This window comes from Denitraticella aggregata (assembly GCF_048158365.1).
GTDB lineage: Bacteria > Pseudomonadota > Gammaproteobacteria > Burkholderiales > Rhodocyclaceae > Azoarcus_F.
In genome coordinates this window covers 104,978-125,397 of record NZ_JBLLNL010000005.1, presented here as the reverse complement: position 1 = coordinate 125,397, position 20,420 = coordinate 104,978, and the positions used below count along the sequence as shown (strand labels likewise).

Below are 20,420 nucleotides of genomic sequence, written 5' to 3'. Positions count from 1 at the left end.
TGGAGACGCTGTGACAATTGTGGCTGAATCTTTCACCGTCGGCTGTGGAGCCCTTTTTCCACAATGCTTTCACAGCCGATACCGGATCTGTACAGGTTGAACGATGGGTGTTGAAGGCCGCTTCGGGTCACGCTGGGACATCTTCTGCAGGCTTGTGGATAACATGGGGGATATCGGCGTGTGCTGGCGGCTGGCGCGCACCCTCGCGGCGCATCATGGTCGTTCGGTCCGACTGTGGGTGGATGAACTGGATGTGTTCTACCGGTTGTGCCCGGGTGCGCCACGATCGGCATCGTGCAGTCTGTTCGACGGTGTCGAGGTTCTGCGCTGGCAGGTGCCGTTCCCGGAGGTCGATCCCGCGGATGTCGTCATCGAGGCCTTCGCCTGTGATCCGCCATCGTCCTATGTCGAAGCAATGGCGCGGCGTGAGCCGCAGCCGCTGTGGGTCAATCTCGAGTACCTGAGTGCCGAGCCCTGGGTCGGCGAATGCCACCTGCGGCACTCTCCTCATCCCCGTCTGGGTCTGGACAAGGTCTTCTTCTTTCCCGGTTTCGTAGCGGGCACGGGCGGACTGTTGCGTGAGCCCGATCTGCTCGGCACGCGCGACCGATTCCGCTCGGATCCGAGCGCGCGTGACCTGTTCCTGCGGGCCCTGGGATGCGATACACCGCCCCGCGACACGCTGGTGGTCTCGCTGTTCGCTTATGCGCAACCGGAACTGGACTCACTGCTCGAATCGTGGGCGCGCGGCGAGCGACCGGTGCTGCTCTTGGTGCCCGAAGGCCGAATCGTGGCGGACGTCCAGGCCTGGTTCGACGGTTCCTGCGGCGAGGAGGCTGCGCTTTTGCAGCGGGGTCGATTGCAGCTACGGCTCATCCCGTTCCTGAGCCAGGTCGATTACGATCGTCTGCTGTGGAGTTGCGATCTGAATTTCGTGCGCGGCGAGGATTCCTTCGTGCGCGCGCAGTGGGCGGGTGTGCCGTTCGCATGGCACATCTACCGCCAGGATGCCGATGCGCACCGCGTCAAGCTGGACGCGTTTCTGCGCTGTTTCTGCGACGGCCTCGACCCGGTGGCGGCTGCCGCATTGCGAACTTTCTGGCACGCCTGGAATGGCTTTGGGTCCATTCCGGACACCTGGCCAGGATTCGCTGCCGCCTTGCCAGCCTTGCGGCGACACGGCGAGCGATGGGCGCAGCACCTGGGCGCGCGTCCGGATCTTGCAGCAGAGCTGGTCAAAATCGACAGGGGTGCTGTAGAGTAGCGGGTTTTTCAAAGTCGTATGCCAGGTGGCGAGCGCCCCTGACGACCCATCTTCAGGAAACAGCATGAAAACCGCTCAGGAACTCCGCTCCGGTAACGTCATTATGGTCGGCGCCGACCCGCTCGTAGTGCAGAAAACCGAGTACAACAAGTCTGGCCGCAATGCCGCGGTCGTGAAGATGAAACTCAAGAATCTGCTCACCGGCGCGCCGTCGGAATCGGTCTACAAGGCTGACGACAAGTTCGAGGTAGTGCAGCTCGATCGCAAGGAGGTGACCTACTCCTACTTCGCCGATCCGATGTACGTGTTCATGGATGCCGACTACGAGCAGTACGAAGTCGAAGACGAGAACATGACCGATGCGCTGAAGTATCTGGAAGACGGACTCGCCTGCGAAGTCGTTTTCTACAACGGCAAGGCCATTTCGGTGGAACTGCCGAACTCGGTGGTGCGGGAAGTGACCTATACCGAACCGGCGGTCAAGGGCGACACGTCGGGCAAGGTGCTTAAGCCGGCCCGGATTGCTACCGGCTTCGAGCTGATGGTGCCGGCCTTCGTCGAGATCGGCGACAAGATCGAGATCGATACCCGCACCGACGAGTACAAGAATCGCGTCAAGTGACAAGTGACGTCAGGCCCAATTGGGCTGGAAGCCTGTCCGGTCAGTGCAAAGCCCGCCTTGTGCGGGCTTTTTTCACACTCCGTGTTTTATTTGTGCAACAAGGTGTTGGATTTCGGCGAATTTAGCTTGATTTTTCCTGTCGTAGGAATAGTTTGAAAACATGTAATTCGCTGTTCCTTCAGGAGAGAAAACGATGAGACGGGGTGCGGTCATTCTGGCCGCTTCAATCAGCCTGGCCCTTGGCGCATGCACGATGGACAAGTCGTCCGAGCTTGCGGGGCAGTCCGGTGTGCAAACTGATGAACGGACGGCGTCGAGCATCGACAACGGTGTCCGCCTCCCCCCTGTCACGAAGGACTCCAGTCATGATTCGACCACTGCGAGCACGAGCGCGGGTGCGCAGCTTGCCGACGCGAACGTAGAGCAGACGTCGGGGAAGATCGAGGATTCGACGGCCGGATCCGAGCCGGTTTCGGTCGATGGCAACAGCGGCAACGATGGCGGCGTGCGCGATGCCAAGGAAGCCGCGGAAGAGGCAGCCCGCAAGATTCTGGATGCGACGCTGGGTGCGGCCAACAAGATCAAGGAAGTGGGGCTGGGCGCGGTTCAGTCCGTGCGTGACAGTTCGACCCGTTCCAAGGACGAGCAAGAATCGGACGAACTTGCAGCGAGCGGCGCGAGCACCGATCCGGCCGAATGAGTCCGACGGCGCTTGGCGGAATTGCCTGCGCACATCCTTCGGGGTCGGAACATCGCCCGGTCACAGATGCTTCGGCATCGGATACTTGCGCGTGAAACCGGTGTAGACCCTGCGTAATTCCTTCTCGCGTTCGAGAGGACCGGTCTGCGCCGCTTTCGCGATCAGGTCACGATGCATTTCATGGATGCGATAAATACCTTTCGCACTGGCCAGCAGCTTGTCGCCGAGTTCGGCTGCGACGACCGGCGGAATGTGCTGGTGTTCGGCGATCACTTCTATCGTGGTACGGTCCAGATCAATGAAATCCAGACAGTCGGTCAGGCTTAGCATGGCGGTCACCTCCTGTTCGACGACGGCGTCAATGCCTCGCTTTGCGCACCGTTTCGGGAAACCCCCGCACCAGTATGGCGCGCTGCCATCGTCATGACCATGCCATCGCGGCGTCGTGCCGGTCGGCATGGATCATCAAGTTCCTGATCCTTATTCGATTATTGGAAGATCAGGATGTTTCGCACATCCACATGGACTTTTGCGCCCGACATCCAACGCAAGTAACGTGCCGGCCCCTGGTCAAGGCAGTGCGCCAATCATGCGTCGCATGCAGGACCGATTCACCCGGGCGGCTCGACTCGGCGCCGGCCGGCTTGTAAGCTGGGGTCTCGCCGGACCCGCAGACGCTCACCCAGGTTCCGGACGATATCGTGACGGGCATGGCGTGGGTGTGTGACATGCGCGTCCGCCCATGATGGCCGCATCGAACCGATGACATCGATTGATTCCAAACGCTGGACCGAGTACTGGAGGCGATTGCGCGACGCGCTGCTGACCCCGTCGGTGGACGAGGCCGCGCTGGCTGCGTCCCTGCGGGAAGCGCGTGCGCGGGCACCGGTGCCGGTGCTGTGGCTGCTCGGCAAGACTCAGGCCGGCAAGACCTCGATCATCCGTGCGCTGACCGGCAGCCCCGCCGCCGAGATAGGCAATGGCTTCCAGCCCTGCACCCGTAGTGCGTTGATCTACGATCATCCGGCCGATGCGCCCGTCGTGCGATTTCTGGACACGCGTGGGCTCGGCGAGCGCGCCTACGATCCGGATGACGACATTCGCTATTGCGAATCCCGCGCGCATCTGGTGCTGGCGGTGATGAAGGTGGCCGATCTGGAGCAGAAAGCGCTGCTCGATGTGCTGCACGCGCTGAGGCGGCGCCATCCGGACTGGCCGGTGCTGGTCGCGCTGACCGGACTTCACGAATTGTATCCGCCCGGTAGGGCGCACATCGTGCCGTGGCCGTTCGACCGCAGCCCGTTGCCGGACACGGTGCCGGCGGATCTCCGCCGCGCGTTGCTGGCCCAGCGGGAAAGCGTGGCCGATCTGCCCGGCACCGCGCCGGTGCAGTCGGTTGCGATCGACCTGACGCTGCCGGAGGATGGCTACGCGCCCAGCGACTACGGCATCGAGGCGCTGTGGCAGGCGATCGAGGCGCTTTCCGCGTTCGGGTTGCGCCAGCAACTGGGCGCTGACCCGTCGGTGCGCGACCTCTATGCGCGCAGTGCGCATCAGCAGATCGTCGGTCATGCGATCACCGCAGCAGGGCTGGGCGCACTGCCGGTCGTCGATCTGGTGGCGGTCACCGGTGTGCAGGCCAAGCTGATGCACGCGCTGGCGGTGATCTACGGTCAGCGACTCGACCGGCACACGGTGACCGAGTTTCTCGGCCTGATCGGAACGGGTTTTGCGAGCGCCTATTTAGCACGCATGGTCGGGCGCAGCGTCGCAAAGCTGATCCCGTTCTGGGGTCAGACCATAGGCGCGGTGTGGGGCGCGAGTTCCAGCGGCGCCAGCACCTACGCGCTGGGCAAGGCGGCGGTCTATTTCTTCGTGCGTCGACGCGATGGCCTGAATGTCGAGACCGGTCCGCTGCGCAAAGTCTACGCGGACGCTTTCGAGGCCGGCCGCGACATGTTGAAGAATCGCCTGCGGGGGCGCGACGGATGAAGTCCCTGCTTCGACAGATCGATCCGCTGCGCCTGCTGGCGCTTGTGCTGCTGGTGCTGCCCGGGGTCATCGTGTTCGGCCTCGGAATCTACTGGTTGTGGCGCGCGGACAAGGTCGTATTGTGGCTGATCGGCTTTGCCGTCTGTGGCGCACTCGGTTACGTGCTGCAGCAGTGGCTGGTGCGGCGCGACCGCCGCTTGCTGGCCGACGCGATCACCGACCCGAACCCGGACTGGCCGCCGAGCGCGGATGCGGCGTGGCAACGGGTCGATGCGCTCGCGCTCGCATGCGAACCGCAGGACTGGCCGCTCGACCATGGCAGTCGTGTGCTGGAGTTGGGACGGCGTACGCTCGATACGGTTGCCCGGACTTATCACCCCGAGGTCGAGCGGCCCTTGCTCGAGCTCACGGTGCCGCACGCGTTGCTGATCATCGAACGGGCGAGCCGCGACCTGCGCTCCGACGTCACCGACAACATTCCGTTCAGCCATCGGCTGACGATCGGTGATCTGTTCAGGATTCAACGCTGGAAGGCAACCGCCGAAACGGCCTTCGATGTGTATCGTGCCGGACGGATGGTGGTCAATCCGCTCGATGCGCTGATCGGCGAGGCCTGGCGCCATCTGCGCGACCGCAGCTTCGGTCTGGCCCAGGGCGAGATCCACCGCTGGCTGCTGCGTGCCTTCGTACGCAAGGTCGGTTATTACGCGATCGATCTGTACAGCGGCCGGCTGCCGTTGAGCGAGCCGTCCGTGTCGGAAGCCCCGACCGGCCGGTCGCGCTCCGACCGCGACACCGCCGCGGCGGCTGCGACGCGTGACGAAAGCGAACCCTTGCGTATTCTGGTGCTCGGACGCGCGAACGCCGGCAAGTCCAGCCTGATCAACGCGCTGTTCGGTCGTCTGGTCAGCGCGACCGACGCGCTGCCGGACACCACGTCTTCGATCAAGCCCTTCGCGCTCGAACGCGAAGGCCTGACCCGGGCGCTCGTATTCGACACCCCGGGCTGTGATACCGAGCGCTTCGAGCCTGCGAAGATCGACGATGCCGTGCGCGATGCCGATCTGATCCTGTGGGTCAGCGCGGTCAATCGACCCGACCGCGACGTCGAACGCAGAAACCTGGACCGGGTCCGGGCGGTACTGGCCGCACACCCGCATCGCCGTCCGCCACCGATCCTCGCGGCCGCGACGCACATCGACCAGTTGCGGCCCGCCGCCGAGTGGCAGCCGCCCTACGATCTCGCCGATCCGAAGCGACCCAAGGCGGTCCAGATGCGTGCGGCGGTCGAGGCACTCGCCGCCGATCTGGACGTTCCGCTCGATTCGATCGTACCTGTATGTACCGCCGAAGCTCGAATCTACAATGTTGACGACGCGCTATGGTCAGCGATCCTGTCGCAACAGGACGCGGCCCTGCACACGCGCCTTTTGCGCTGCATGGAGGCGCGCCGGCGCGAGGAAAACTGGCAACTGGTGGGGCGGCAATTGCGCGCAACCGGCCGCTTGCTGCGTGACCTGCCGAGAAAATGGCGCGATGGCGACGAGCGGTGATGTTTGTATCGGGGGCCCGCCCTTCCATAGTGAATTGATCGGGCAGTTCAAGACATGTCAATGAGATGGAGGGGCGGTCATGTTCATCGTGACCAATCGCGACGTGGATGAAACGCAGAGCGAAGTGGCCAAGGCGTTCAAGTCTCATCCGAATCCCCGTGGCCCGAACGAATTGCGTTTCGCCGAGGCGACCCGAACCGGGAAACGGTGGCGGGTCCGCATCCTCCCGGACCAGCTCACCCCCGACATGATGGCGGAGGTCGGGCTGCAGCCACGCATCGACCGGGAAACCGGCGATACGCTGCCGACCTACGCGAGCAGTTATGTCGCACGCAAGGTGCTCGAGCGGGTCAGTCCGAAGTCCGCAGGTGGATCCGGCAAGGGCAGGAACCTGTTGTTCTTCGTTCACGGCTACAACAATGACGTCGAGTCGGTGCTCGACCGTGCCGAACGCCTGCAAGCGAACTACGGCGTCGAGGTCATTCCGTTCACGTGGCCGGCGCACGGTGGCGGCGCACGCGGCGTGGTCAGTTACAAGAGCGACAAGCGGGACGCGCTCGCCTCCACCGGCGCGCTGGATCGCTGTCTCGGCCGTCTCGCCGAGATCCTCAAGGGCATTCATGAGGAGCACGTTCGCCAGGTCGAAGCCGAGGCGAACAGGCGATTTCCGGACGACGCGGAGAAGTGGGATCGTTTCTTCAGCGCGCAGGCGCACAAGTGGTGCCCGTTCACGATCAACATGATGTTGCACAGCATGGGCAACTACGTGTTCAAGCACCTGCTGAAGTCGTCGGTCTATCACGGGGAGCATCTGGTGTTCGACAACGTGCTGATGGTCGCGGCCGACACCAACAACGAGAACCATGTCGAATGGGTGGACCGGATTCAATGCCGTGGAAGGATCTACATCACGATCAACGAGCGCGACAGCGCGCTGTCCGCATCACGCATGAAGCTCGGCGAGCAGCAGAAGGCACGCCTCGGGCACTACCCGTATCGACTGGATTCACGTCAGGCGGTCTACGTGGATTTCACCGACCAGCCCCATGTGACGACGTCACATGCGTATTTCGAGGACCGCCCGTTACGCAACAGGCAGGTCAGGAGGTTCTTCGAGGACGCGATCAAGGGCGACTTCGCCGAGAAGCGGCTGCGCTTCGACATCGGGCGCAACATGTATCTGTTCGAATAGGGACGCGGACGCGGGCCGCACTGCGTCCGGAGCTTGCTCCGCCATCGCGCCTTGCCGGGCACACATCAACAGCGTGATCGACAGCGTCTGATCGCTCGCGGTGTAGTACAGCGACGCGGGCGCACGGCGGTTCAGTTACCGCCAGGAGGCTGTAGGACTTGAGCGATCGTCACGAGCCGAGTTGGGTAAATGCAGGGGCCGATCGGACGTCGGTTTCATCGAACGCATTGTGCGCATCAGTGCAGGAGGAGGACGAATGACCTATAGAGTTCAGTCACGCGACGAGCATTTCGGCAACGACGGGCACCCCAAACGCATTCTGGCGCTCGACCGTGGCGGCCTTCGCGGCATCCTGTCGGTGGCCATCCTTCAGCGGCTCGAGGACATCCTGCGCGAGCGACACGGCGCCGGAACCGGGTTTCGGCTGGCCGATTATTTCGACCTGGGCAATGCGGTGTTCGAGAAGAGCCTGTTGCGCAAGGGTTTGATCCGCGCGAAATTCGATGATGTGCGCCTGTCGGAAGCGCTGAAGAAGGCGCATGGGCCCAAGACCTGCCTGGGCGACGACGACATCCTCACCGGTCTGGTCATCATGACCAAGCGGCTGGAACCTCGCTTCCAGTCCTGCGCCTATTGGCGGCATCCTTAGCGCACGGGCCCGAGTTCCATCCCGATGCACGAAACCAATCAACGCCACGCGATGCTGTTCGGGATGGCGGCGGTCTTGCTGTGGTCCACGGTCGCGACCGCGTTCAAGCTGTCCCTGCAGGTCATGACTCCGACGCAGCTGCTCGGGTGGGCCGGGCTGGTGTCGACCGTGGTGCTGGCGGTGTGCGTGACCGGGCAGCGGCAGTGGACCGTGGTGGCGTCGGTGCTTCGCGATCGCCCGCTGTACTACGTCGCGATGGGCGCGTTGAATCCCTGCCTGTACTACCTGGTGCTGTTCCGCGCCTACGACTTGCTGCCGGCCCAGCAGGCCCAGGCCCTGAACTATACGTGGGCGCTGACGCTGTCGCTGCTCGCGGTGCCACTGCTGAAGCAGCGCCTCGGCGGGCGGGATCTGCTCGCGCTGTCGATCGGCTATGCGGGGGCGCTTGTGATCGCGACCCGGGGCGATCTGCTGGCGTTCCGGTTCGACAGCGGCCTCGGCGTCGCGCTTGCGCTGGGCAGCACGGTGCTGTGGGCCCTGTACTGGATTCTGAACACGCGCGCGATCGCGCCAGCCGCGGTATCGCTGTTCCTGTGCTTCGCGTTCGGCACGCCGATGGTGTGGGCGGTGATGGGATGGCAGGGCGACATCCACTGGCCGGCGCTGACGGGCCTGGCCGGTGCGCTCTATGTCGGCCTGTTCGAGATGGGGGTGACCTTCATGCTGTGGCTGGCCGCGATGCGGCGTGCCGAGCAGGTCGCGCGGGTCAGCAATCTGATCTTCCTGTCGCCGTTCCTGTCGCTGTTCTTCATCAGCACCTTTCTCGGCGAAGCCATCGTGCCGGCGACCTGGATCGGTCTGGCGATGATCATCGCGGGCGTGATCTATCAGCAGCGGGGGGGCCGCTGACCACACCCGCGCGCAGCGTCAATCGACGGCGGCGCTCCGCCGGGCGGGCCAACCCCTCGATCGGCCCGCTCGCGGTCAGTTACATGTTCTTTTGCGTGTCCTTGGCGGCGCCCTCGATGGCCTCGCCACCGCGTTGTATGTCCTTGCCCGCACCCGCGAACGTGTTGCAGGCGGACACCGAGACCAGCATGCCAAGCGCGAGTAGCGCAGAAACAACCTTCCTGATCATTTGACTGCTCCTCCTGTTGTGATTGGAACCTCATTCACTGCCCTGTGCGGGCCATCGACGCTCACAGTCGTGGTCCACGCTTATAACCATAGCATGGCTGTCGCGACAGCAAGACGTCGCTTTTGAAGGAGGAACAGACGCCTGGCGGCGAGGGCCGAGCGCACGATCCGAAGAATGGAACTTTGCGGCTGCAATTTGTCTAGGACAACAAGCAGCAAATTCATACAATGGCCGACCCCAGCTGTTCGCCCTGAATCCCGAGGAGATCATGAACGTCCTTTTCCAGCACCAGATTCCACATTCCGCCCGCTGGCTCGGCATCGGCGGTCTGATTCCTTTCGCCACACTTGCTGTGGCGGCATTGGCTGACCCGGGCCGGTCGGCCCAATGGACTCAGGCCTTGATGGCCTATGGCGCGATCATCCTGAGCTTCGTCGGTGCATTGCACTGGGCGTTTGCAATGACCGCGGGCGGTCTGTCGGATGCCGAGCGCAGCGGCCGATTCGCGTGGAGCGTGATGCCGGCGCTGATCGGATGGACCGCACTGGTGGCGATGTCGATGCAACCGCTTGCGGCGGTCGTGCTGCTGATCCTGGGTTTCTGGATGCACTACCTGCAGGACCGGGTGATTGCGCGCCGCGCAGAACTGCCTGCCTGGTATCTGCCCTTGCGTTTCGGGCTCACCACGGTAGCCAGCCTGTGCATCCTGGTCGGCGGACTGACCGCGATCTGACACGACCGGCCGATTACTGCCCGTGAATCCGGCCCAGGTGACCTGGAGCGATCCTGAGCTGCACATGAGCGTCGATAGGTTGCGCGAGGCCGGTCTGTATCGGGTGCTGCTCGGTTCCAGGCCGGCGTATGCCTGATGCATCGCAAGCCGAACCTGCCGGACAAGACCTGCGCCGTGTGCGGCCGACCGTTCGCGTGGCGGCGCAAATGGGCGAAGGTCTGGGACGAAGTCCGTTACTGTTCGGATCGTTGTCGCCGGGCGCGCCGGCTCATCCGAACATGAGCGCGATCAGCATCAGCACAAGCAACACCGCGAACGCCAGGCCGGTCTCGCGTCGCCCGGCGCGCTCCAGCGGCGAGCCGTATTCACGGGTGAGGTCCGGCATCCGGATCCACCCGGACAGCCCGGTCCGCATGGTCTGAAGGCACCGGCCCATGCCCCGTGCAGTCTTGCGCCAGCCGATCCGGAACCGGCGGATCAGGCCTTCGATCGGGATCAGCGCGTCGCCGGCCGGGATCGGCCAGGTCTTCAGGTGACGGTGGGCGAGTACCGCGAGGAGTCCCCCGGCCAGCACCGGCCAGATCAGGTCCGGCAGCGCGCGCAGCGCGTCCGGCCACGGCGTCGGGACCGGCAGCCACGGCAGCAGGATCAGGCCGAGGCTGCTTGCGGCCAGCGTGAAGCCCCATCCCAGCCATTCGGAGCGGCTGGCGGGTTCGCCCTGCGCGATGTCGCGCAACAGCCACAGATGGCGAGCGATCAATCCGGTCGTGCCGATTGCGGCCACGCCCATCATCAGTGGCAGCTGAGTCCACCACGCCGGCAGCTGTAGCCCGGCCTCGAACGCGGCCTTCAGGCTGGTCTTGGCCGCCATGCCGCTGACCATCGGGCCGGCCAGCGACAGTCCCGGCAGCGCCAGTGCGAGCCACAGCCAGCGTGATCGCGGATTCGACAAGCGGCCGCCGGCCCGCGCGGCGATGCCGACGCCGAGGAATAGCGCGCCCTTGGCCAGGCCATGGTGCAGCGCGTATAGCGCGATCGCGGACGCCAGTACCGGCCAGGCCTCGGGTGCCTGCAGGGCTGCGCCGACCCCGACCGTCATCAGTCCCATCTGGCTGACGCTGGAGTAGGCCAGCACGGCCTTAGGTGTTCGCTGGTTCACGCCGATCAGTGCGGCGCCGAAGGCGGCGATGAAGCCGGTCAGCATCACCGCGAGACTCCAGCCGGGCAGGCTGACCAGGCCCAGCGGCAGCGTCGTGAGCCAGCCGAGCAGGCCGGCCTTGATCATCGCGCCGGACAGCACCGCGCTGGCCGGCACCGGCGCGACCGGATGCGCCAGCGGCAGCCACAGGTGCAGCAGCGGCAGCCCGGCCTTGATGCCGAAGCCGGCGAACAGGCAGGCAATGATCAGGTCGCGTCGGGACGATACCGCGATCGCGCCGGGCAATTCCGACATCAGTACCGTCAGCGGTGCAGCGACACCGGCGGCGGCGAACAGCAGCCCGCTGAGGATCAGGGCCTCGCCGAGGATAGCCATGATCAGGTAGATCCGGCCGGCACGGATCGCGTCGGCCGAGCGACTGTGGATCACCAGCCCGTAGGCGGCGAAGGTCATCAGCGCGAACGCTGCGTAGAAGCTCGCGACGTCCTGCGCCAGGATCAGGCCGAAGTTGCCGGACATGGTCGCGAACCACAACAGCCGGAAGCCGTCGGCATCAGGATCGCCGGCGAGATGGCCGCGGGCATGCCAGCCGGCGCCCAGCCACAGCAGCGCGGTGAAGGCGAGAAACACCCTGTTCAATTCGTCCAGCGCCAGCACCGCGCCGAACAGGAACCCGTCCAGCCGCGCCACTGCGCCGCTCTCGCCGCCCAGCGCGAGCAGCAGCGCAGGCACCGCGGCATAGGGAAGCCAGCACGCGATCCGGCCGCGAAAACCCGGCACGCACCACGCGATCAGCATCACCAGCGGCAGTGTCGGCGCGAGGACCAGACCGAAGCCGTCGATCGCGGCGTTCAACCTAGAAACCGCAGTTGGACGTGCCCGAGTGTGCGTCTGGCGCGTCGTCTGGCAAGGCGCGACGAGGCCGCATGGTCACGCCCTGCAACGAGGAGCAACGCAGCCAGGCGGCGCGTCAGGCGTGCAATCGGGTGCGTAGCGCGTTCATCCATCTGGTGAGCCTTTTCGAAGAAAAGAACGTCAGTATTCATCAATTATTCAGGCAACAAATGAGCGGTCAACTGCGGTTTCTGGGTTCAAGGCAGGTACTCCCGCAATACGACGACCTCGGCCCAGTACAGCGGCGAGAACGGCATGCCGGCGAAGAGGCCCGCGGCGACGCTGAATGACGCGGTCGCCAGCGTCGGCAGCAGCAGCCACGGGTGGGTGTCGCGGCAGTCCCGGAAATGCTCGTCCGGCCATGCTGCGCGCTGCGGCCGGAACCAGATCCGCTGCAGGATGGGCAGAAAGTAGGCTGCGTTCAGCAGGCTGCTCACGATCAGCACCGCGACCACCCATGTCATGCCTGCGTCGATCGCACCGATGCCCAGATACCATTTGGTCACGAAACCGGCCAGCGGCGGCAGGCCGATCATGCCGAAGGCCCCGATCGTGAACGCGACGCTGGTCGCCGGCATGCGGCGTCCGGCACCGTCGAGTTCGTCGATGCGATGCACGCCCAGCGTCTCCGCGTAGTTGCCCGCACAGAAGAACAGCGTGATCTTCATCAGACCCTGATGCAGCAGGTGCACCAGCCCGCCCACCGTGCCGATCGGTCCGAACAGCGCGACCCCGAGCACGATGTACGAAACCTGGCTGACCGTGGAGAAGGCCAGCCGCCGCTTCAGGTCGCTCTGCGCCAGTGCGCGGATCGACCCGTACAGGATGGTCGCGCAAGCGAGCCACACCAGTGGTTCGAGCAGACCCAGTCGCCACGCGAATTCGATACCGAACACGTCATAGACGACCCGTACGATACCGAATGCGCCGGCCTTGACCACCGCCACCGCATGCAGCAGCGCGCTGACCGGTGCCGGCGCAACCATCGCGGTCGGCAACCAGCCGTGCAGCGGCAATAGCGCCGCCTTCACACCCAAGCCCATGATCAGCAACACGAAGATCACCGCCAGCAGGGGGTGCAGCGCTGGATCGAGCGCGCGCAGGCCGGCACCGGCGGCGAACTCCACGTCGCCGGCCAGCGCGTGCAGGCTGGCCACGCCGAGCAGCAGCACCGCCCCGCCGCCGAGCGTGTAGGCGAGATAGACCCGTCCGGCGCGCAAGGCCTTCTCGGTGCCGCGATGCACCACCAAAGGATAGGTGGACAAGGTCAGCAGCTCATAGAACAGGAAGAACGTGAACAGGTTGCCGGCCAGTGCGATGCCGACCGTGCTTGCGACGCACAGGCTGAAGAAGCCGAAGAAGCGGCTGCGGTTGGGGGCGTTCTCGAGATAGCCGATCGCGTAGATCGTCGTGAACAGCCACAGCACCGACGACAGGCCAGCGAACATGATGCCGAGCGCATCGGCGCGCAGGATGAAGCTCACGCCCTCGACCAGCTGGAAACGGGTTTCGTGGCGGACCTGGTCGAGCACGCCGACTGCCATCCACACCACCAGCGCGAGCTTCAGCAGCGCCGCGCCGAGGTTGAAGGTGGTGCGCAAGCTGTGCCGGTGCTCCTGCAGCAGAAAGATGCCGATCGCGGCCACCAGCGACGTCCCGACCACGAGCAGTGGAAGCCACGCTTTCCAGTCGATCATGCCGAACCACCCGCTTCGAACGGACTGCCGAGCCGCAGCCAGATCAGTAGCTCATGCGCGCCGAGACCGATCAGCAGGCTCGCGAATGCGAGCAGCAGCGCGCTCAGTTCCATCGCCAGCGGCGCCGAGCGGAAGGTGTCGCGGGTCGGACCCTCGACGAAGGCATGGCGTAGCACCTTGAACACATAGACCGCGCTCAACAGGCCGCCCAGCATCAGCACCGCGACCCATGCGCCCTGACCGCTGGCGAGTGCGCTCTGCAACAGCAGCCATTTGGCGGTGAAACCACCGCTGGGCGGCAGGCCCATCAGGCTCACGCCGGCCACGCCGAAGCTCAGCAGCGACAGCGGCCGGAAGCGTCCGATACCGTTCAGATCGGCGATCTGCGAGCTGCCCATCGCGAACACCAGATTGCCGGCCGCGAGAAACATGCCGGCCTTGGCCAGCGCGTGCGCGATCAGCATCAGCAGCGTGCCGTCCCACGCGAGATGCGCGGCCTCGCGCGCGGTGCCGGTCACCAGTGGAAAGAACAGGAACAGGTAGCCGATCTGCGCGACCGTGGAGTATGCGACCAGATACTTGAGTCGGGTCTGGCGCCACGCCATCCAGCCGCCCCAGAACACCGCGGCTGCGCCGAGCAGACCGAGCAGTTGCGCGGCGGCGACCATGCCGGTTTCGGCGTCGAGCGCAAGCCACAGCCGGAGCAGGATGTAGAACGAAGCCTTCACCACCAGCGCCGACAGCAAGGCGCTCACCGGCGGCAGCGCACCGCCGTGAGCCGGTGGCAGCCAGGTGTGAAGCGGGAACAGCGCGGTCTTCAGCATCAGCCCCAGCGCCATCAGCGCCAGTGCGATCCGCGTCGAGACATTGTCCGCGCCGAGCGCAGCGAGATCGGCGATTGCGAGGCTGCCGGTGGCGGCGTACAGGAGTGCGACGCCGAGCAGATAGGCGAGCGAACCGAGTAGCGCCGCGAGCAGGTAGCGCATCGCAGCGGGCAGCGCTTCGGCACTGCCCTTCAGCGCGACCAGCCCGACGGCGGCCAAACCGAGCAGTTCCAGCCCGACATACAGGTTGAAGATGTCCGCCGACAACCAGATGCCGTTCAGCGCCGTCAGCAGAAACCAGGCCAGTGGCCACAGCTGCTCATGGCCGTCGGCACGTTGCGCCTGTCCGAACGAGTAGATCGCACACAGGCTGAAGACCACCGTGGTCAGCACCACCATGCCGACCGCCAGTCCGTCGGCGCGCAGCGCGATTCCCAGAGGCGCGTCCCAGCCGCCCGGTGCATAGGCGATCACGCCGTGTTCGACCAGTGCGACGATCAGCGCCACGGTGGCCCACCACAGGGCTGGCAACAGGGCCAGGCTGAGCCGTGCACGCCACGGCTCCACCGTCAGCAGGCTGAACAGCGCGCCGATCAGCGGCACCACGAACAGCCAGGGAAGCGCCCATCCGGCGGTCACACGTCCTCCGGCAGCGTGCTTTCGCCGCTGATGCGATACCAGCGACGCAGGATCACCAGCGCGAGCGCGGTCGAGGCGACAGCGATCACGATGCCGGTCAGCACCAGGGCCTGCGGCACCGGATCCGGTCCGCGTCCGTGCTGCGCGAGCCCGACCAGGATCAGGAAACTGCCGCTGCCCATAATATTGAATGCGAGCAGCCGCCGCAGCAGATGGCGGTGCGCGATGAAACCGAACAGCCCCAGGCCGCACAGCACGACGCCGATCCACGCGTAAAACCCTGCGCTGCTCATGACGTCCTCCTCATCGGCATCTCATTCGCGCTTGCCGAGTCGCCGGTCATCGAAGTGCGGGCTGTCCGACTGCGGTGGCGCGAGCCGGAAGAGACTGAGCAGGGCGAGCCCGATCGACAGCGTCAGCGCGACCTCGATGAACAGGATCAGGCCGCCGGCGTAGGCATCCGGGTAGTCCAGGAACAAGCCGCCGCCGATCATGGGCGCGGCGCCGACCGCGACGAAAACCAGCAGTCCGGCCGCAAGACCGATGCGCAGCGATGCGCCATGCTCCAGCCCGTGCAGCGTCGTGCCCGACAGGCGCAGCAGCACCCCGCAGGCGGCGAGCACCGCGCCGGCCTGAAAGGCCCCGCCGGGTCGCGTACTCCCGGCCCACAGCAGATAGGCGGTGACCAGCAGCATCAAGGGCAGCAGCAGGCCGATCACCGCGTGCAACAATGGATTGTCCAGGCCCATGCGGTCGGCGCCATCGGGCTGCGCCTCGCGCAGCGCCAGCGCGACCACCACCGCGACCAGCAGCACCGCGATCTCGAGCAGCGTGTCGAAGCTGCGAAACTCGAGCAGCACCGCGGTCACCGGATGGGCGACACCGGCGTCGCCGATCGCCGAGGCGGTTCGTGCCGGCAGATTTTCGGTCGGCACCGGTCGTTCGAGGATTGCGAAACCGAGCGCGAGCGCCACCAGCAGGCTCGCAACCGCCGCGATCCACAGACGCGGCCTCATTGCTCGTCCGCCTCGTGTTCGCGGGCCTCGAAGCGACGGCGCAGGTAACCCAGCGTATCCAGCAGCAGCACGCCGGTCAGCCCGGCACCGATGGCCGCCTCGGCCAGTGCGATGTCCGGCGCGTCGAGCCGGATCCAGACCAGTGCCATCAGCAGTCCGAACACGATGAACATGACCACCGCGCGAAACAGGTCGCGCGAGCTCAATGCGCGCGCGGCGGTCACGCACAACGTGAGTCCCAGCAGGCCGTCGAACCAGCCCATCACCGTTCATCTCCCTGCGCACGCGCGTCCCGGCTGGCGGCGGCCCGCCACGGTGCGACCCCGCGCCGACGCGCGGTGCGCGCGACCAGATAGCCGGAACAGGCCGACGCGACCAGCGCGAGCAACCAGATCAGCACCAGCTTCGCCCCGGCCGCGATCGAATCCGCGCCAGGCAGAAGGCCAAGCACGATCAGGCCCAGGCCGAGGTTGTCCGCCTTGGTCAGTGCATGCACCCGGGTGTACACATCCGGAAAGCGCAGCAGGCCGACCGAGCCGACGATGAAGAATCCGACCCCGGTCGCGATCAGCAGCATGCGCAGCCACTCAATCATCGGGCGGCCCCTTGCGTCGTGTTTCGTTCCTGGCGACATCGTCCGGGGTCCACACCCGGGCGACGAAGGCCAGCACCGCGAGCAGCGCCAGAAGGGCCAACACCAGCGCGACGTCACGCAGCGCCGGTTGTGCCATGCGCTCGGCCAGCACGATCAGCAGCGCCACGCCAGTGGTGCCGAGCAGTTGCGCGGCGAGCATGCGGTCGGCGAACCCCGGGCCGCGCCAGATACGGATCAGCCCGAGCGCGAGCGACCCGAGCAATGCGAGCGCGAACAGATCCAGCAGCGCATCCACGGGCAGGCTCATCGTGGGCCGGCTCCGTCCGCAGCGGGCTCGCAGTCGAACAGACGCCCGATCGCGGTTTCGGCGCGACGCAGATCGGCGAGCACGTCGAGGCGCTCGTCCAGACAATGCAGCTCCAGCGTCCGGCCCGCCAGACGTACGCTCAGGGTGCCCGGCAGCAGGCTGATCACCAGCATCAGCCACCAGGTGGGCGCACCGGCCGGCAGGCGCAGCGGGACGCGCAGCATTGCCGGCTCCAAGGGCAGCGACCGGTCCAGCGTGCGTTGGGCGACGTCGACACCGGCGCGCAGCGACTGGGTCAGGAAGAACACCGTGAAGCCGGGGATACGGCGGATCGCGAGGCGATATTCGGACGGTGGCGTATGCAACAGGCTAATCCCCGCGATCAGCAGCGCCAGCACGCCGCCGGCCGCCCAGGCTTCGCCTCCGGCAAGCACCCACCACAGCGCCGCCAGCCCGAGGCCGCGTATCGCAAAGGCGGTGGAATAAGGTCCGGGTAGCGCGTTCATCGTTGTCCTCGCATCGTTTCCTACTCGTGCACGCGAGCCCTGCTTGCCTTCAGGCGACCGTGCAACTGCTTGCGCTCCAGGCGCTTGCGTTGTGATCCGGCGGTCGGACGGGTCGGTTTGCGTGGGCGCGGGGGCGTCGCGATGCTGTCCACGAGTTTCTGCAGCCGCAGCATCGCGTCTTCGCGATTCTTGTCCAGGCTGCGGTATTTCTGCGCCTTGATCACGATTACGCCGTCACGGGTGATCCGGTCGTCGTTCAGCGCCAGCAGGCGCGCCTTCAGCGCGTCGTCCAGCGACGAGGCCCGGATGTCGAAGCGCAGGTGTACCGCGTTCGACACCTTGTTCACATTCTGCCCGCCGGCGCCCTGCGCCCGGATCGCGGTGATGTCGACTTCGTCGTCGCGTATGCACAAGCCTGGCGTGATGATCGACATGTCGGAGTCCTGGCATTCGAGGACCGACCGCGCCCGCACGCGGCCGGATCGCAAGGGTTCGATGGATCGATCGGAATGTGTCGTTGCGGATCGATCCGCCCGGAACACATTAGCGCAAAAGCATCTGTCGGGCGAGTCGGATGCCACGGCGTGCACCGTCACCCGGGTGGCTGATCCCGGTCCGGCGGGCGATCTTCTTTGCCCCCGCGTCGGTGCTGCATTATCCTGAAAACATGAGCGTATCCGAGGGCGGTGCATGGGCCTGGCTTTGCTGGTCGCTCCCGCGGCGCCATGGCTCGCCCACGGATTCGGCCTGATCGCGTTCGCGTCCATTTTTCCCATCGTGACCGTGATGCTTTATGCTCTTTACGCTGCAGGGCTTACCCGGAGCAAAGGAGAAACATCGTGAAATTCTCGGTACTCGTTGCGATCCTGGCCAAAGATCTGGAGGAGAAGGCCATCGATGTGGCCAAGCGATCCGGTGCCGGCGGCGTCACCATTCTCGATGCCCGCGGAATCGGCGCGAAGGAGAAGAAAACCTTCTTCGGACTGACCTACGAGGGCAGCCAGTCGGTATTGGTCTTCGTGCTCGAAAAGAAACTGTCGCTTACGATACTGAAGGACATCAGCAAGGAACTGGATCTCAGGAACCACACCAAGGGCGTGGTGTTCACGATACCGCTCGAACATATCGCCGGCATCGACCTGACGCAGATTCACCAGTTCGAAGAGCACATCAAGAACGAACTCTGACAGGGGGATCGGCATGCTGGTAAAAGACATCATGGTTCGCGAGGTCGTGACCATCTCGCCGCTGGCGACGATCCGGGACGCGATGCGCGTGATGAAGCAGCGCGGCGTGAAGTCGCTGGTGGTCGACAAGCGTGACCAGCACGACGCGTTCGGCATCATCACCTATACGAATATCCTGAAGACCATCGTCGCCGAGGAAGGCGACATCGATCTGATCAACGTCTACGACATCTGCGCGAAGCCGGCGCTGACGATATCACGCGAACTCGACGTCAGACATGCGGCACGCCTGATGGTGAGCATGAACATTCGCCGCCTGCTGGTGACCGCGACCAACGAGCTTGCCGGGATCGTCACGATGAACGACATCGTCGGTGCGATTCTGGAGATGGCGGAAGAAGACGACTGACGCGCCGTGGTCCGGGCCGCATGCCCCCACGGGGCTGTCCGCGGTCTGCATTCGCCCACTGACACGCCCGCCCGGACGAAGCCGCGTCGCACCCTCAGCGGCAGGTGCCGAATCTCCGGGTCAGGCGGCGCGCAGCACGGGTGTACCAGGCCGCTTACCCGATGCCCGAGGCCAGCGCGCCGGACAGCACCGGATTGCCGGCAAACCTGACCATCGCGCACAGGGTCGGTACGAAAGTCCGGGTGAGTTCAACTGCGCCTGATCCGACGTGCGAGTTTGACCCATGAAGAATATTCTTACGATTGTCCTTGACTCTCGGGTGCAGATGTATATAGTGTCAATTGTGCACTGCAACATTTCATAAACCGGAGAACGAATATGACTACCAAACTTGATTTCCAGAAGCCCGTCGAAGCCATCCAGGCCCTCATGGCCATGCAAGCCGAAGCCATCGGCAAGTCCATCGAACTGCAGAAGAAGTCCGGCGAAGAGCTGATGGCCTTCTTCCAGAGCGAAGTCGAGAAGGCCAAGAGCCTGAAGACCCCGGAAGATGTCGTCAAATTCAATGTCGACGCCAACACCCGCCTGTTCAACCTGATGAAGTCCCAGGGCGAAGCTTTCACCGCGCTGGCGACCCAGGCCAGTCAGACGGCGATGGCCCAGTTCCAGAAGCTCGGCAAGTAATTCACCGAACGCATTCGCTTCGGCGAATCCCGGGGCCCGGACGACGAAAGTCGTCCGGGCCCCGACTTTTTACGGACGGGCCGTTCCTGTCACGAACGATCCGGCAGGCTCATCCTGGCCTGAATCAGGCCCCGACACCGGTGTGCCCGGCCTCGCCGAAGCGGATCTGATCGCGGCCGATGAATCTTGCCAGAATGCGCAGTGCGGCATCATGAAAGTCCTGGCCTGCATGGCTGGCGCAATAGTGCGCGAGCACCACCGGGGTGCGCCCCGCCTCGAACAGATCGACCGCGCACTTGGTGACGCAGATGTCGGTGTTGATGCCGCACACATGGATCGCGTCGATCCGATGCGCATCCAGCAGCGCGAGAAAGTCGCCATCCACGCAGGTGTAGCGTGGCTTGTCGAGCCGTACCGCATCCGCCCGGGGCTCGAATGCGAGCGCGATGTCGTCGCTGTCCGGCCCGAAACGATGCCAGTGGATCAGGCGACGGTAGTTGGAACCCGGCAGATTCAGGAAACGGGTCGCGATCACCAGCGGGTAGGTCGCCTGCAAGGCCTGGACCCGCGCTGGAATATGCGCGGTCGCATCGTTGATGAAGCCGTGCTGGACGTCGACGATGAGCAGGGCAGCGTGTGTCATGCGGCACTCAGAATTGT

The 20,420-nt window shown here is 64.9% G+C and carries 27 protein-coding genes; 14 read left to right on the top strand and 13 right to left on the bottom strand.

Features of this window, described 5'->3' with window-relative positions; all coding sequences use genetic code 11:
* Positions 1-103 precede the first annotated feature (103 nt).
* From earP to ACKVEX_RS08315, 3 genes are all read left to right on the top strand, one after another.
* Positions 104-1,264: an elongation factor P maturation arginine rhamnosyltransferase EarP gene (gene earP / locus ACKVEX_RS08325; protein ID WP_473215249.1), complete on the top strand. Its 1,161-nt coding sequence runs from the start codon at positions 104-106 to the stop codon at positions 1,262-1,264.
* A gap of 64 nt (positions 1,265-1,328) precedes the next feature.
* Entirely contained in the window at positions 1,329-1,886 is a 558-nt protein-coding gene (gene efp, locus ACKVEX_RS08320) for an elongation factor P (RefSeq protein ID WP_473215248.1), read from the top strand.
* A 193-nt stretch (positions 1,887-2,079) separates the two neighbouring features.
* Positions 2,080-2,586, top strand: coding sequence for a hypothetical protein (locus ACKVEX_RS08315; RefSeq protein ID WP_473215247.1), 507 nt, complete (start codon positions 2,080-2,082; stop codon positions 2,584-2,586).
* A 60-nt stretch (positions 2,587-2,646) separates the two neighbouring features.
* On the opposite strand, the gene ACKVEX_RS08310 is transcribed toward ACKVEX_RS08315, so the two are convergent.
* Positions 2,647-3,045, bottom strand: coding sequence for a hypothetical protein (locus tag ACKVEX_RS08310; protein WP_473215246.1), 399 nt, complete (start codon positions 3,043-3,045; stop codon positions 2,647-2,649).
* Positions 3,046-3,348: 303 nt separating this feature from the next.
* On the opposite strand from ACKVEX_RS08310, the gene ACKVEX_RS08305 reads away from it, so the two are divergent.
* The 5 genes from ACKVEX_RS08305 (at position 3,349) to ACKVEX_RS08285 (ending at position 8,881) form a co-directional block, all read left to right on the top strand.
* Positions 3,349-4,578 (top strand): YcjF family protein, encoded by a 1,230-nt coding sequence (locus tag ACKVEX_RS08305; protein ID WP_473215245.1) that lies wholly within the window; start codon positions 3,349-3,351, stop codon positions 4,576-4,578.
* On the top strand, positions 4,575-6,131 hold the full coding sequence (locus tag ACKVEX_RS08300) for a GTPase family protein (protein ID WP_473215244.1): 1,557 nt from the start codon (positions 4,575-4,577) through the stop codon (positions 6,129-6,131). The genes ACKVEX_RS08305 and ACKVEX_RS08300 overlap by 4 nt, the downstream gene beginning before the upstream one ends.
* A gap of 79 nt (positions 6,132-6,210) precedes the next feature.
* Positions 6,211-7,323, top strand: a complete 1,113-nt coding sequence (locus ACKVEX_RS08295; protein WP_473215243.1) for an alpha/beta hydrolase — start codon at positions 6,211-6,213, stop codon at positions 7,321-7,323.
* A 256-nt stretch (positions 7,324-7,579) separates the two neighbouring features.
* Positions 7,580-7,972, top strand: coding sequence for a hypothetical protein (locus ACKVEX_RS08290; protein WP_473215242.1), 393 nt, complete (start codon positions 7,580-7,582; stop codon positions 7,970-7,972).
* 24 nt (positions 7,973-7,996) lie between these two features.
* Positions 7,997-8,881: a DMT family transporter gene (locus ACKVEX_RS08285; RefSeq protein ID WP_473215241.1), complete on the top strand. Its 885-nt coding sequence runs from the start codon at positions 7,997-7,999 to the stop codon at positions 8,879-8,881.
* Positions 8,882-8,960: 79 nt separating this feature from the next.
* Here ACKVEX_RS08285 and ACKVEX_RS08280 read toward each other — a convergent pair whose 3' ends face one another.
* Positions 8,961-9,110, bottom strand: a complete 150-nt coding sequence (locus ACKVEX_RS08280; protein ID WP_473215240.1) for an entericidin A/B family lipoprotein — start codon at positions 9,108-9,110, stop codon at positions 8,961-8,963.
* A 268-nt stretch (positions 9,111-9,378) separates the two neighbouring features.
* Here ACKVEX_RS08280 and ACKVEX_RS08275 point away from each other — a divergent pair, with 268 nt between their 5' ends.
* Both ACKVEX_RS08275 and ACKVEX_RS08270 read left to right on the top strand, forming a co-directional pair.
* On the top strand, positions 9,379-9,843 hold the full coding sequence (locus ACKVEX_RS08275) for a DUF3429 domain-containing protein (protein ID WP_473215239.1): 465 nt from the start codon (positions 9,379-9,381) through the stop codon (positions 9,841-9,843).
* A 135-nt stretch (positions 9,844-9,978) separates the two neighbouring features.
* Positions 9,979-10,125 carry a DUF2256 domain-containing protein gene (locus ACKVEX_RS08270; protein WP_473215238.1) on the top strand — a complete coding sequence of 49 codons (147 nt, stop codon included), beginning with the start codon at positions 9,979-9,981 and terminating at the stop codon, positions 10,123-10,125.
* Here ACKVEX_RS08270 and ACKVEX_RS08265 read toward each other — a convergent pair.
* From ACKVEX_RS08265 to arfB, 10 genes are all read right to left on the bottom strand, one after another.
* The gene (locus tag ACKVEX_RS08265; RefSeq protein ID WP_473215237.1) at positions 10,112-11,857 is read right to left on the bottom strand and encodes a complex I subunit 5 family protein; all 1,746 of its coding nucleotides are present in this window, start codon (positions 11,855-11,857) and stop codon (positions 10,112-10,114) included. The two genes, ACKVEX_RS08270 and ACKVEX_RS08265, sit on opposite strands and share 14 nt — an antisense overlap.
* Positions 11,858-12,093: 236 nt before the next feature.
* Complete coding sequence (locus tag ACKVEX_RS08260) at positions 12,094-13,593, bottom strand: complex I subunit 5 family protein (RefSeq protein ID WP_473215236.1); 1,500 nt, start codon at positions 13,591-13,593, stop codon at positions 12,094-12,096.
* Complete coding sequence (locus ACKVEX_RS08255; protein ID WP_473215235.1) at positions 13,590-15,056, bottom strand: complex I subunit 5 family protein; 1,467 nt, start codon at positions 15,054-15,056, stop codon at positions 13,590-13,592. Before ACKVEX_RS08255 ends, ACKVEX_RS08260 begins: the two co-directional genes overlap by 4 nt.
* Positions 15,053-15,349, bottom strand: a complete 297-nt coding sequence (locus ACKVEX_RS08250; protein ID WP_473215234.1) for a cation:proton antiporter subunit C — start codon at positions 15,347-15,349, stop codon at positions 15,053-15,055. Before ACKVEX_RS08250 ends, ACKVEX_RS08255 begins: the two co-directional genes overlap by 4 nt.
* 21 nt (positions 15,350-15,370) lie before the next feature.
* Positions 15,371-16,072: a hydrogen gas-evolving membrane-bound hydrogenase subunit E gene (gene mbhE / locus ACKVEX_RS08245; protein WP_473215233.1), complete on the bottom strand. Its 702-nt coding sequence runs from the start codon at positions 16,070-16,072 to the stop codon at positions 15,371-15,373.
* A complete protein-coding gene (locus tag ACKVEX_RS08240) occupies positions 16,069-16,335 on the bottom strand; it encodes a Na(+)/H(+) antiporter subunit B (protein ID WP_473215232.1) in 267 nt (88 codons plus the stop codon). Before ACKVEX_RS08240 ends, mbhE begins: the two co-directional genes overlap by 4 nt.
* On the bottom strand, positions 16,335-16,667 hold the full coding sequence (gene mnhG / locus ACKVEX_RS08235; protein WP_473215231.1) for a monovalent cation/H(+) antiporter subunit G: 333 nt from the start codon (positions 16,665-16,667) through the stop codon (positions 16,335-16,337). The genes ACKVEX_RS08240 and mnhG overlap by 1 nt, the downstream gene beginning before the upstream one ends.
* Complete coding sequence (locus tag ACKVEX_RS08230; protein WP_473215230.1) at positions 16,660-16,974, bottom strand: MrpF/PhaF family protein; 315 nt, start codon at positions 16,972-16,974, stop codon at positions 16,660-16,662. Before ACKVEX_RS08230 ends, mnhG begins: the two co-directional genes overlap by 8 nt.
* Positions 16,971-17,480: a Na+/H+ antiporter subunit E gene (locus ACKVEX_RS08225; protein ID WP_473215229.1), complete on the bottom strand. Its 510-nt coding sequence runs from the start codon at positions 17,478-17,480 to the stop codon at positions 16,971-16,973. Before ACKVEX_RS08225 ends, ACKVEX_RS08230 begins: the two co-directional genes overlap by 4 nt.
* A 20-nt stretch (positions 17,481-17,500) precedes the next feature.
* Positions 17,501-17,914 carry an alternative ribosome rescue aminoacyl-tRNA hydrolase ArfB gene (arfB, locus tag ACKVEX_RS08220; protein ID WP_473215228.1) on the bottom strand — a complete coding sequence of 138 codons (414 nt, stop codon included), beginning with the start codon at positions 17,912-17,914 and terminating at the stop codon, positions 17,501-17,503.
* Positions 17,915-18,170: 256 nt separating this feature from the next.
* Between arfB and ACKVEX_RS08215 the strand changes: the two genes are divergently transcribed.
* The 4 genes from ACKVEX_RS08215 to ACKVEX_RS08200 all read left to right on the top strand — a co-directional run bounded on the left by ACKVEX_RS08215 (position 18,171) and on the right by ACKVEX_RS08200 (position 19,760).
* Positions 18,171-18,323 (top strand): DUF1538 family protein, encoded by a 153-nt coding sequence (locus tag ACKVEX_RS08215; RefSeq protein WP_473215227.1) that lies wholly within the window; start codon positions 18,171-18,173, stop codon positions 18,321-18,323.
* The gene (locus ACKVEX_RS08210) at positions 18,320-18,667 is read left to right on the top strand and encodes a P-II family nitrogen regulator (protein ID WP_473215226.1); all 348 of its coding nucleotides are present in this window, start codon (positions 18,320-18,322) and stop codon (positions 18,665-18,667) included. The genes ACKVEX_RS08215 and ACKVEX_RS08210 overlap by 4 nt, the downstream gene beginning before the upstream one ends.
* Positions 18,668-18,680: 13 nt before the next feature.
* Positions 18,681-19,076 (top strand): CBS domain-containing protein, encoded by a 396-nt coding sequence (locus tag ACKVEX_RS08205; protein WP_473215225.1) that lies wholly within the window; start codon positions 18,681-18,683, stop codon positions 19,074-19,076.
* Positions 19,077-19,454: 378 nt separating this feature from the next.
* Positions 19,455-19,760, top strand: coding sequence for a hypothetical protein (locus ACKVEX_RS08200; protein ID WP_473215224.1), 306 nt, complete (start codon positions 19,455-19,457; stop codon positions 19,758-19,760).
* A 124-nt stretch (positions 19,761-19,884) separates the two neighbouring features.
* On the opposite strand, the gene ACKVEX_RS08195 is transcribed toward ACKVEX_RS08200, so the two are convergent.
* Entirely contained in the window at positions 19,885-20,403 is a 519-nt protein-coding gene (locus ACKVEX_RS08195) for an isochorismatase family protein (RefSeq protein WP_473215223.1), read from the bottom strand.
* Positions 20,404-20,420 lie beyond the last annotated feature (17 nt).

Coding starts and splice junctions, on each gene's coding strand:
- earP (WP_473215249.1), top strand. CDS start 104: ATGGGTGTTGAAGGCCGCTTCGGGTCACGCTGGGACATCTTCTGCAGG.
- efp (WP_473215248.1), top strand. CDS start 1,329: ATGAAAACCGCTCAGGAACTCCGCTCCGGTAACGTCATTATGGTCGGC.
- ACKVEX_RS08315 (WP_473215247.1), top strand. CDS start 2,080: ATGAGACGGGGTGCGGTCATTCTGGCCGCTTCAATCAGCCTGGCCCTT.
- ACKVEX_RS08310 (WP_473215246.1), bottom strand. CDS start 3,045: ATGCCGACCGGCACGACGCCGCGATGGCATGGTCATGACGATGGCAGC.
- ACKVEX_RS08305 (WP_473215245.1), top strand. CDS start 3,349: ATGACATCGATTGATTCCAAACGCTGGACCGAGTACTGGAGGCGATTG.
- ACKVEX_RS08300 (WP_473215244.1), top strand. CDS start 4,575: ATGAAGTCCCTGCTTCGACAGATCGATCCGCTGCGCCTGCTGGCGCTT.
- ACKVEX_RS08295 (WP_473215243.1), top strand. CDS start 6,211: ATGTTCATCGTGACCAATCGCGACGTGGATGAAACGCAGAGCGAAGTG.
- ACKVEX_RS08290 (WP_473215242.1), top strand. CDS start 7,580: ATGACCTATAGAGTTCAGTCACGCGACGAGCATTTCGGCAACGACGGG.
- ACKVEX_RS08285 (WP_473215241.1), top strand. CDS start 7,997: ATGCACGAAACCAATCAACGCCACGCGATGCTGTTCGGGATGGCGGCG.
- ACKVEX_RS08280 (WP_473215240.1), bottom strand. CDS start 9,110: ATGATCAGGAAGGTTGTTTCTGCGCTACTCGCGCTTGGCATGCTGGTC.
- ACKVEX_RS08275 (WP_473215239.1), top strand. CDS start 9,379: ATGAACGTCCTTTTCCAGCACCAGATTCCACATTCCGCCCGCTGGCTC.
- ACKVEX_RS08270 (WP_473215238.1), top strand. CDS start 9,979: ATGCATCGCAAGCCGAACCTGCCGGACAAGACCTGCGCCGTGTGCGGC.
- ACKVEX_RS08260 (WP_473215236.1), bottom strand. CDS start 13,593: ATGATCGACTGGAAAGCGTGGCTTCCACTGCTCGTGGTCGGGACGTCG.
- ACKVEX_RS08250 (WP_473215234.1), bottom strand. CDS start 15,349: ATGAGCAGCGCAGGGTTTTACGCGTGGATCGGCGTCGTGCTGTGCGGC.
- mbhE (WP_473215233.1), bottom strand. CDS start 16,072: ATGAGGCCGCGTCTGTGGATCGCGGCGGTTGCGAGCCTGCTGGTGGCG.
- ACKVEX_RS08240 (WP_473215232.1), bottom strand. CDS start 16,335: ATGGGCTGGTTCGACGGCCTGCTGGGACTCACGTTGTGCGTGACCGCC.
- mnhG (WP_473215231.1), bottom strand. CDS start 16,667: ATGATTGAGTGGCTGCGCATGCTGCTGATCGCGACCGGGGTCGGATTC.
- ACKVEX_RS08230 (WP_473215230.1), bottom strand. CDS start 16,974: ATGAGCCTGCCCGTGGATGCGCTGCTGGATCTGTTCGCGCTCGCATTG.
- ACKVEX_RS08225 (WP_473215229.1), bottom strand. CDS start 17,480: ATGAACGCGCTACCCGGACCTTATTCCACCGCCTTTGCGATACGCGGC.
- arfB (WP_473215228.1), bottom strand. CDS start 17,914: ATGTCGATCATCACGCCAGGCTTGTGCATACGCGACGACGAAGTCGAC.
- ACKVEX_RS08215 (WP_473215227.1), top strand. CDS start 18,171: ATGGGCCTGGCTTTGCTGGTCGCTCCCGCGGCGCCATGGCTCGCCCAC.
- ACKVEX_RS08205 (WP_473215225.1), top strand. CDS start 18,681: ATGCTGGTAAAAGACATCATGGTTCGCGAGGTCGTGACCATCTCGCCG.
- ACKVEX_RS08200 (WP_473215224.1), top strand. CDS start 19,455: ATGACTACCAAACTTGATTTCCAGAAGCCCGTCGAAGCCATCCAGGCC.
- ACKVEX_RS08195 (WP_473215223.1), bottom strand. CDS start 20,403: ATGACACACGCTGCCCTGCTCATCGTCGACGTCCAGCACGGCTTCATC.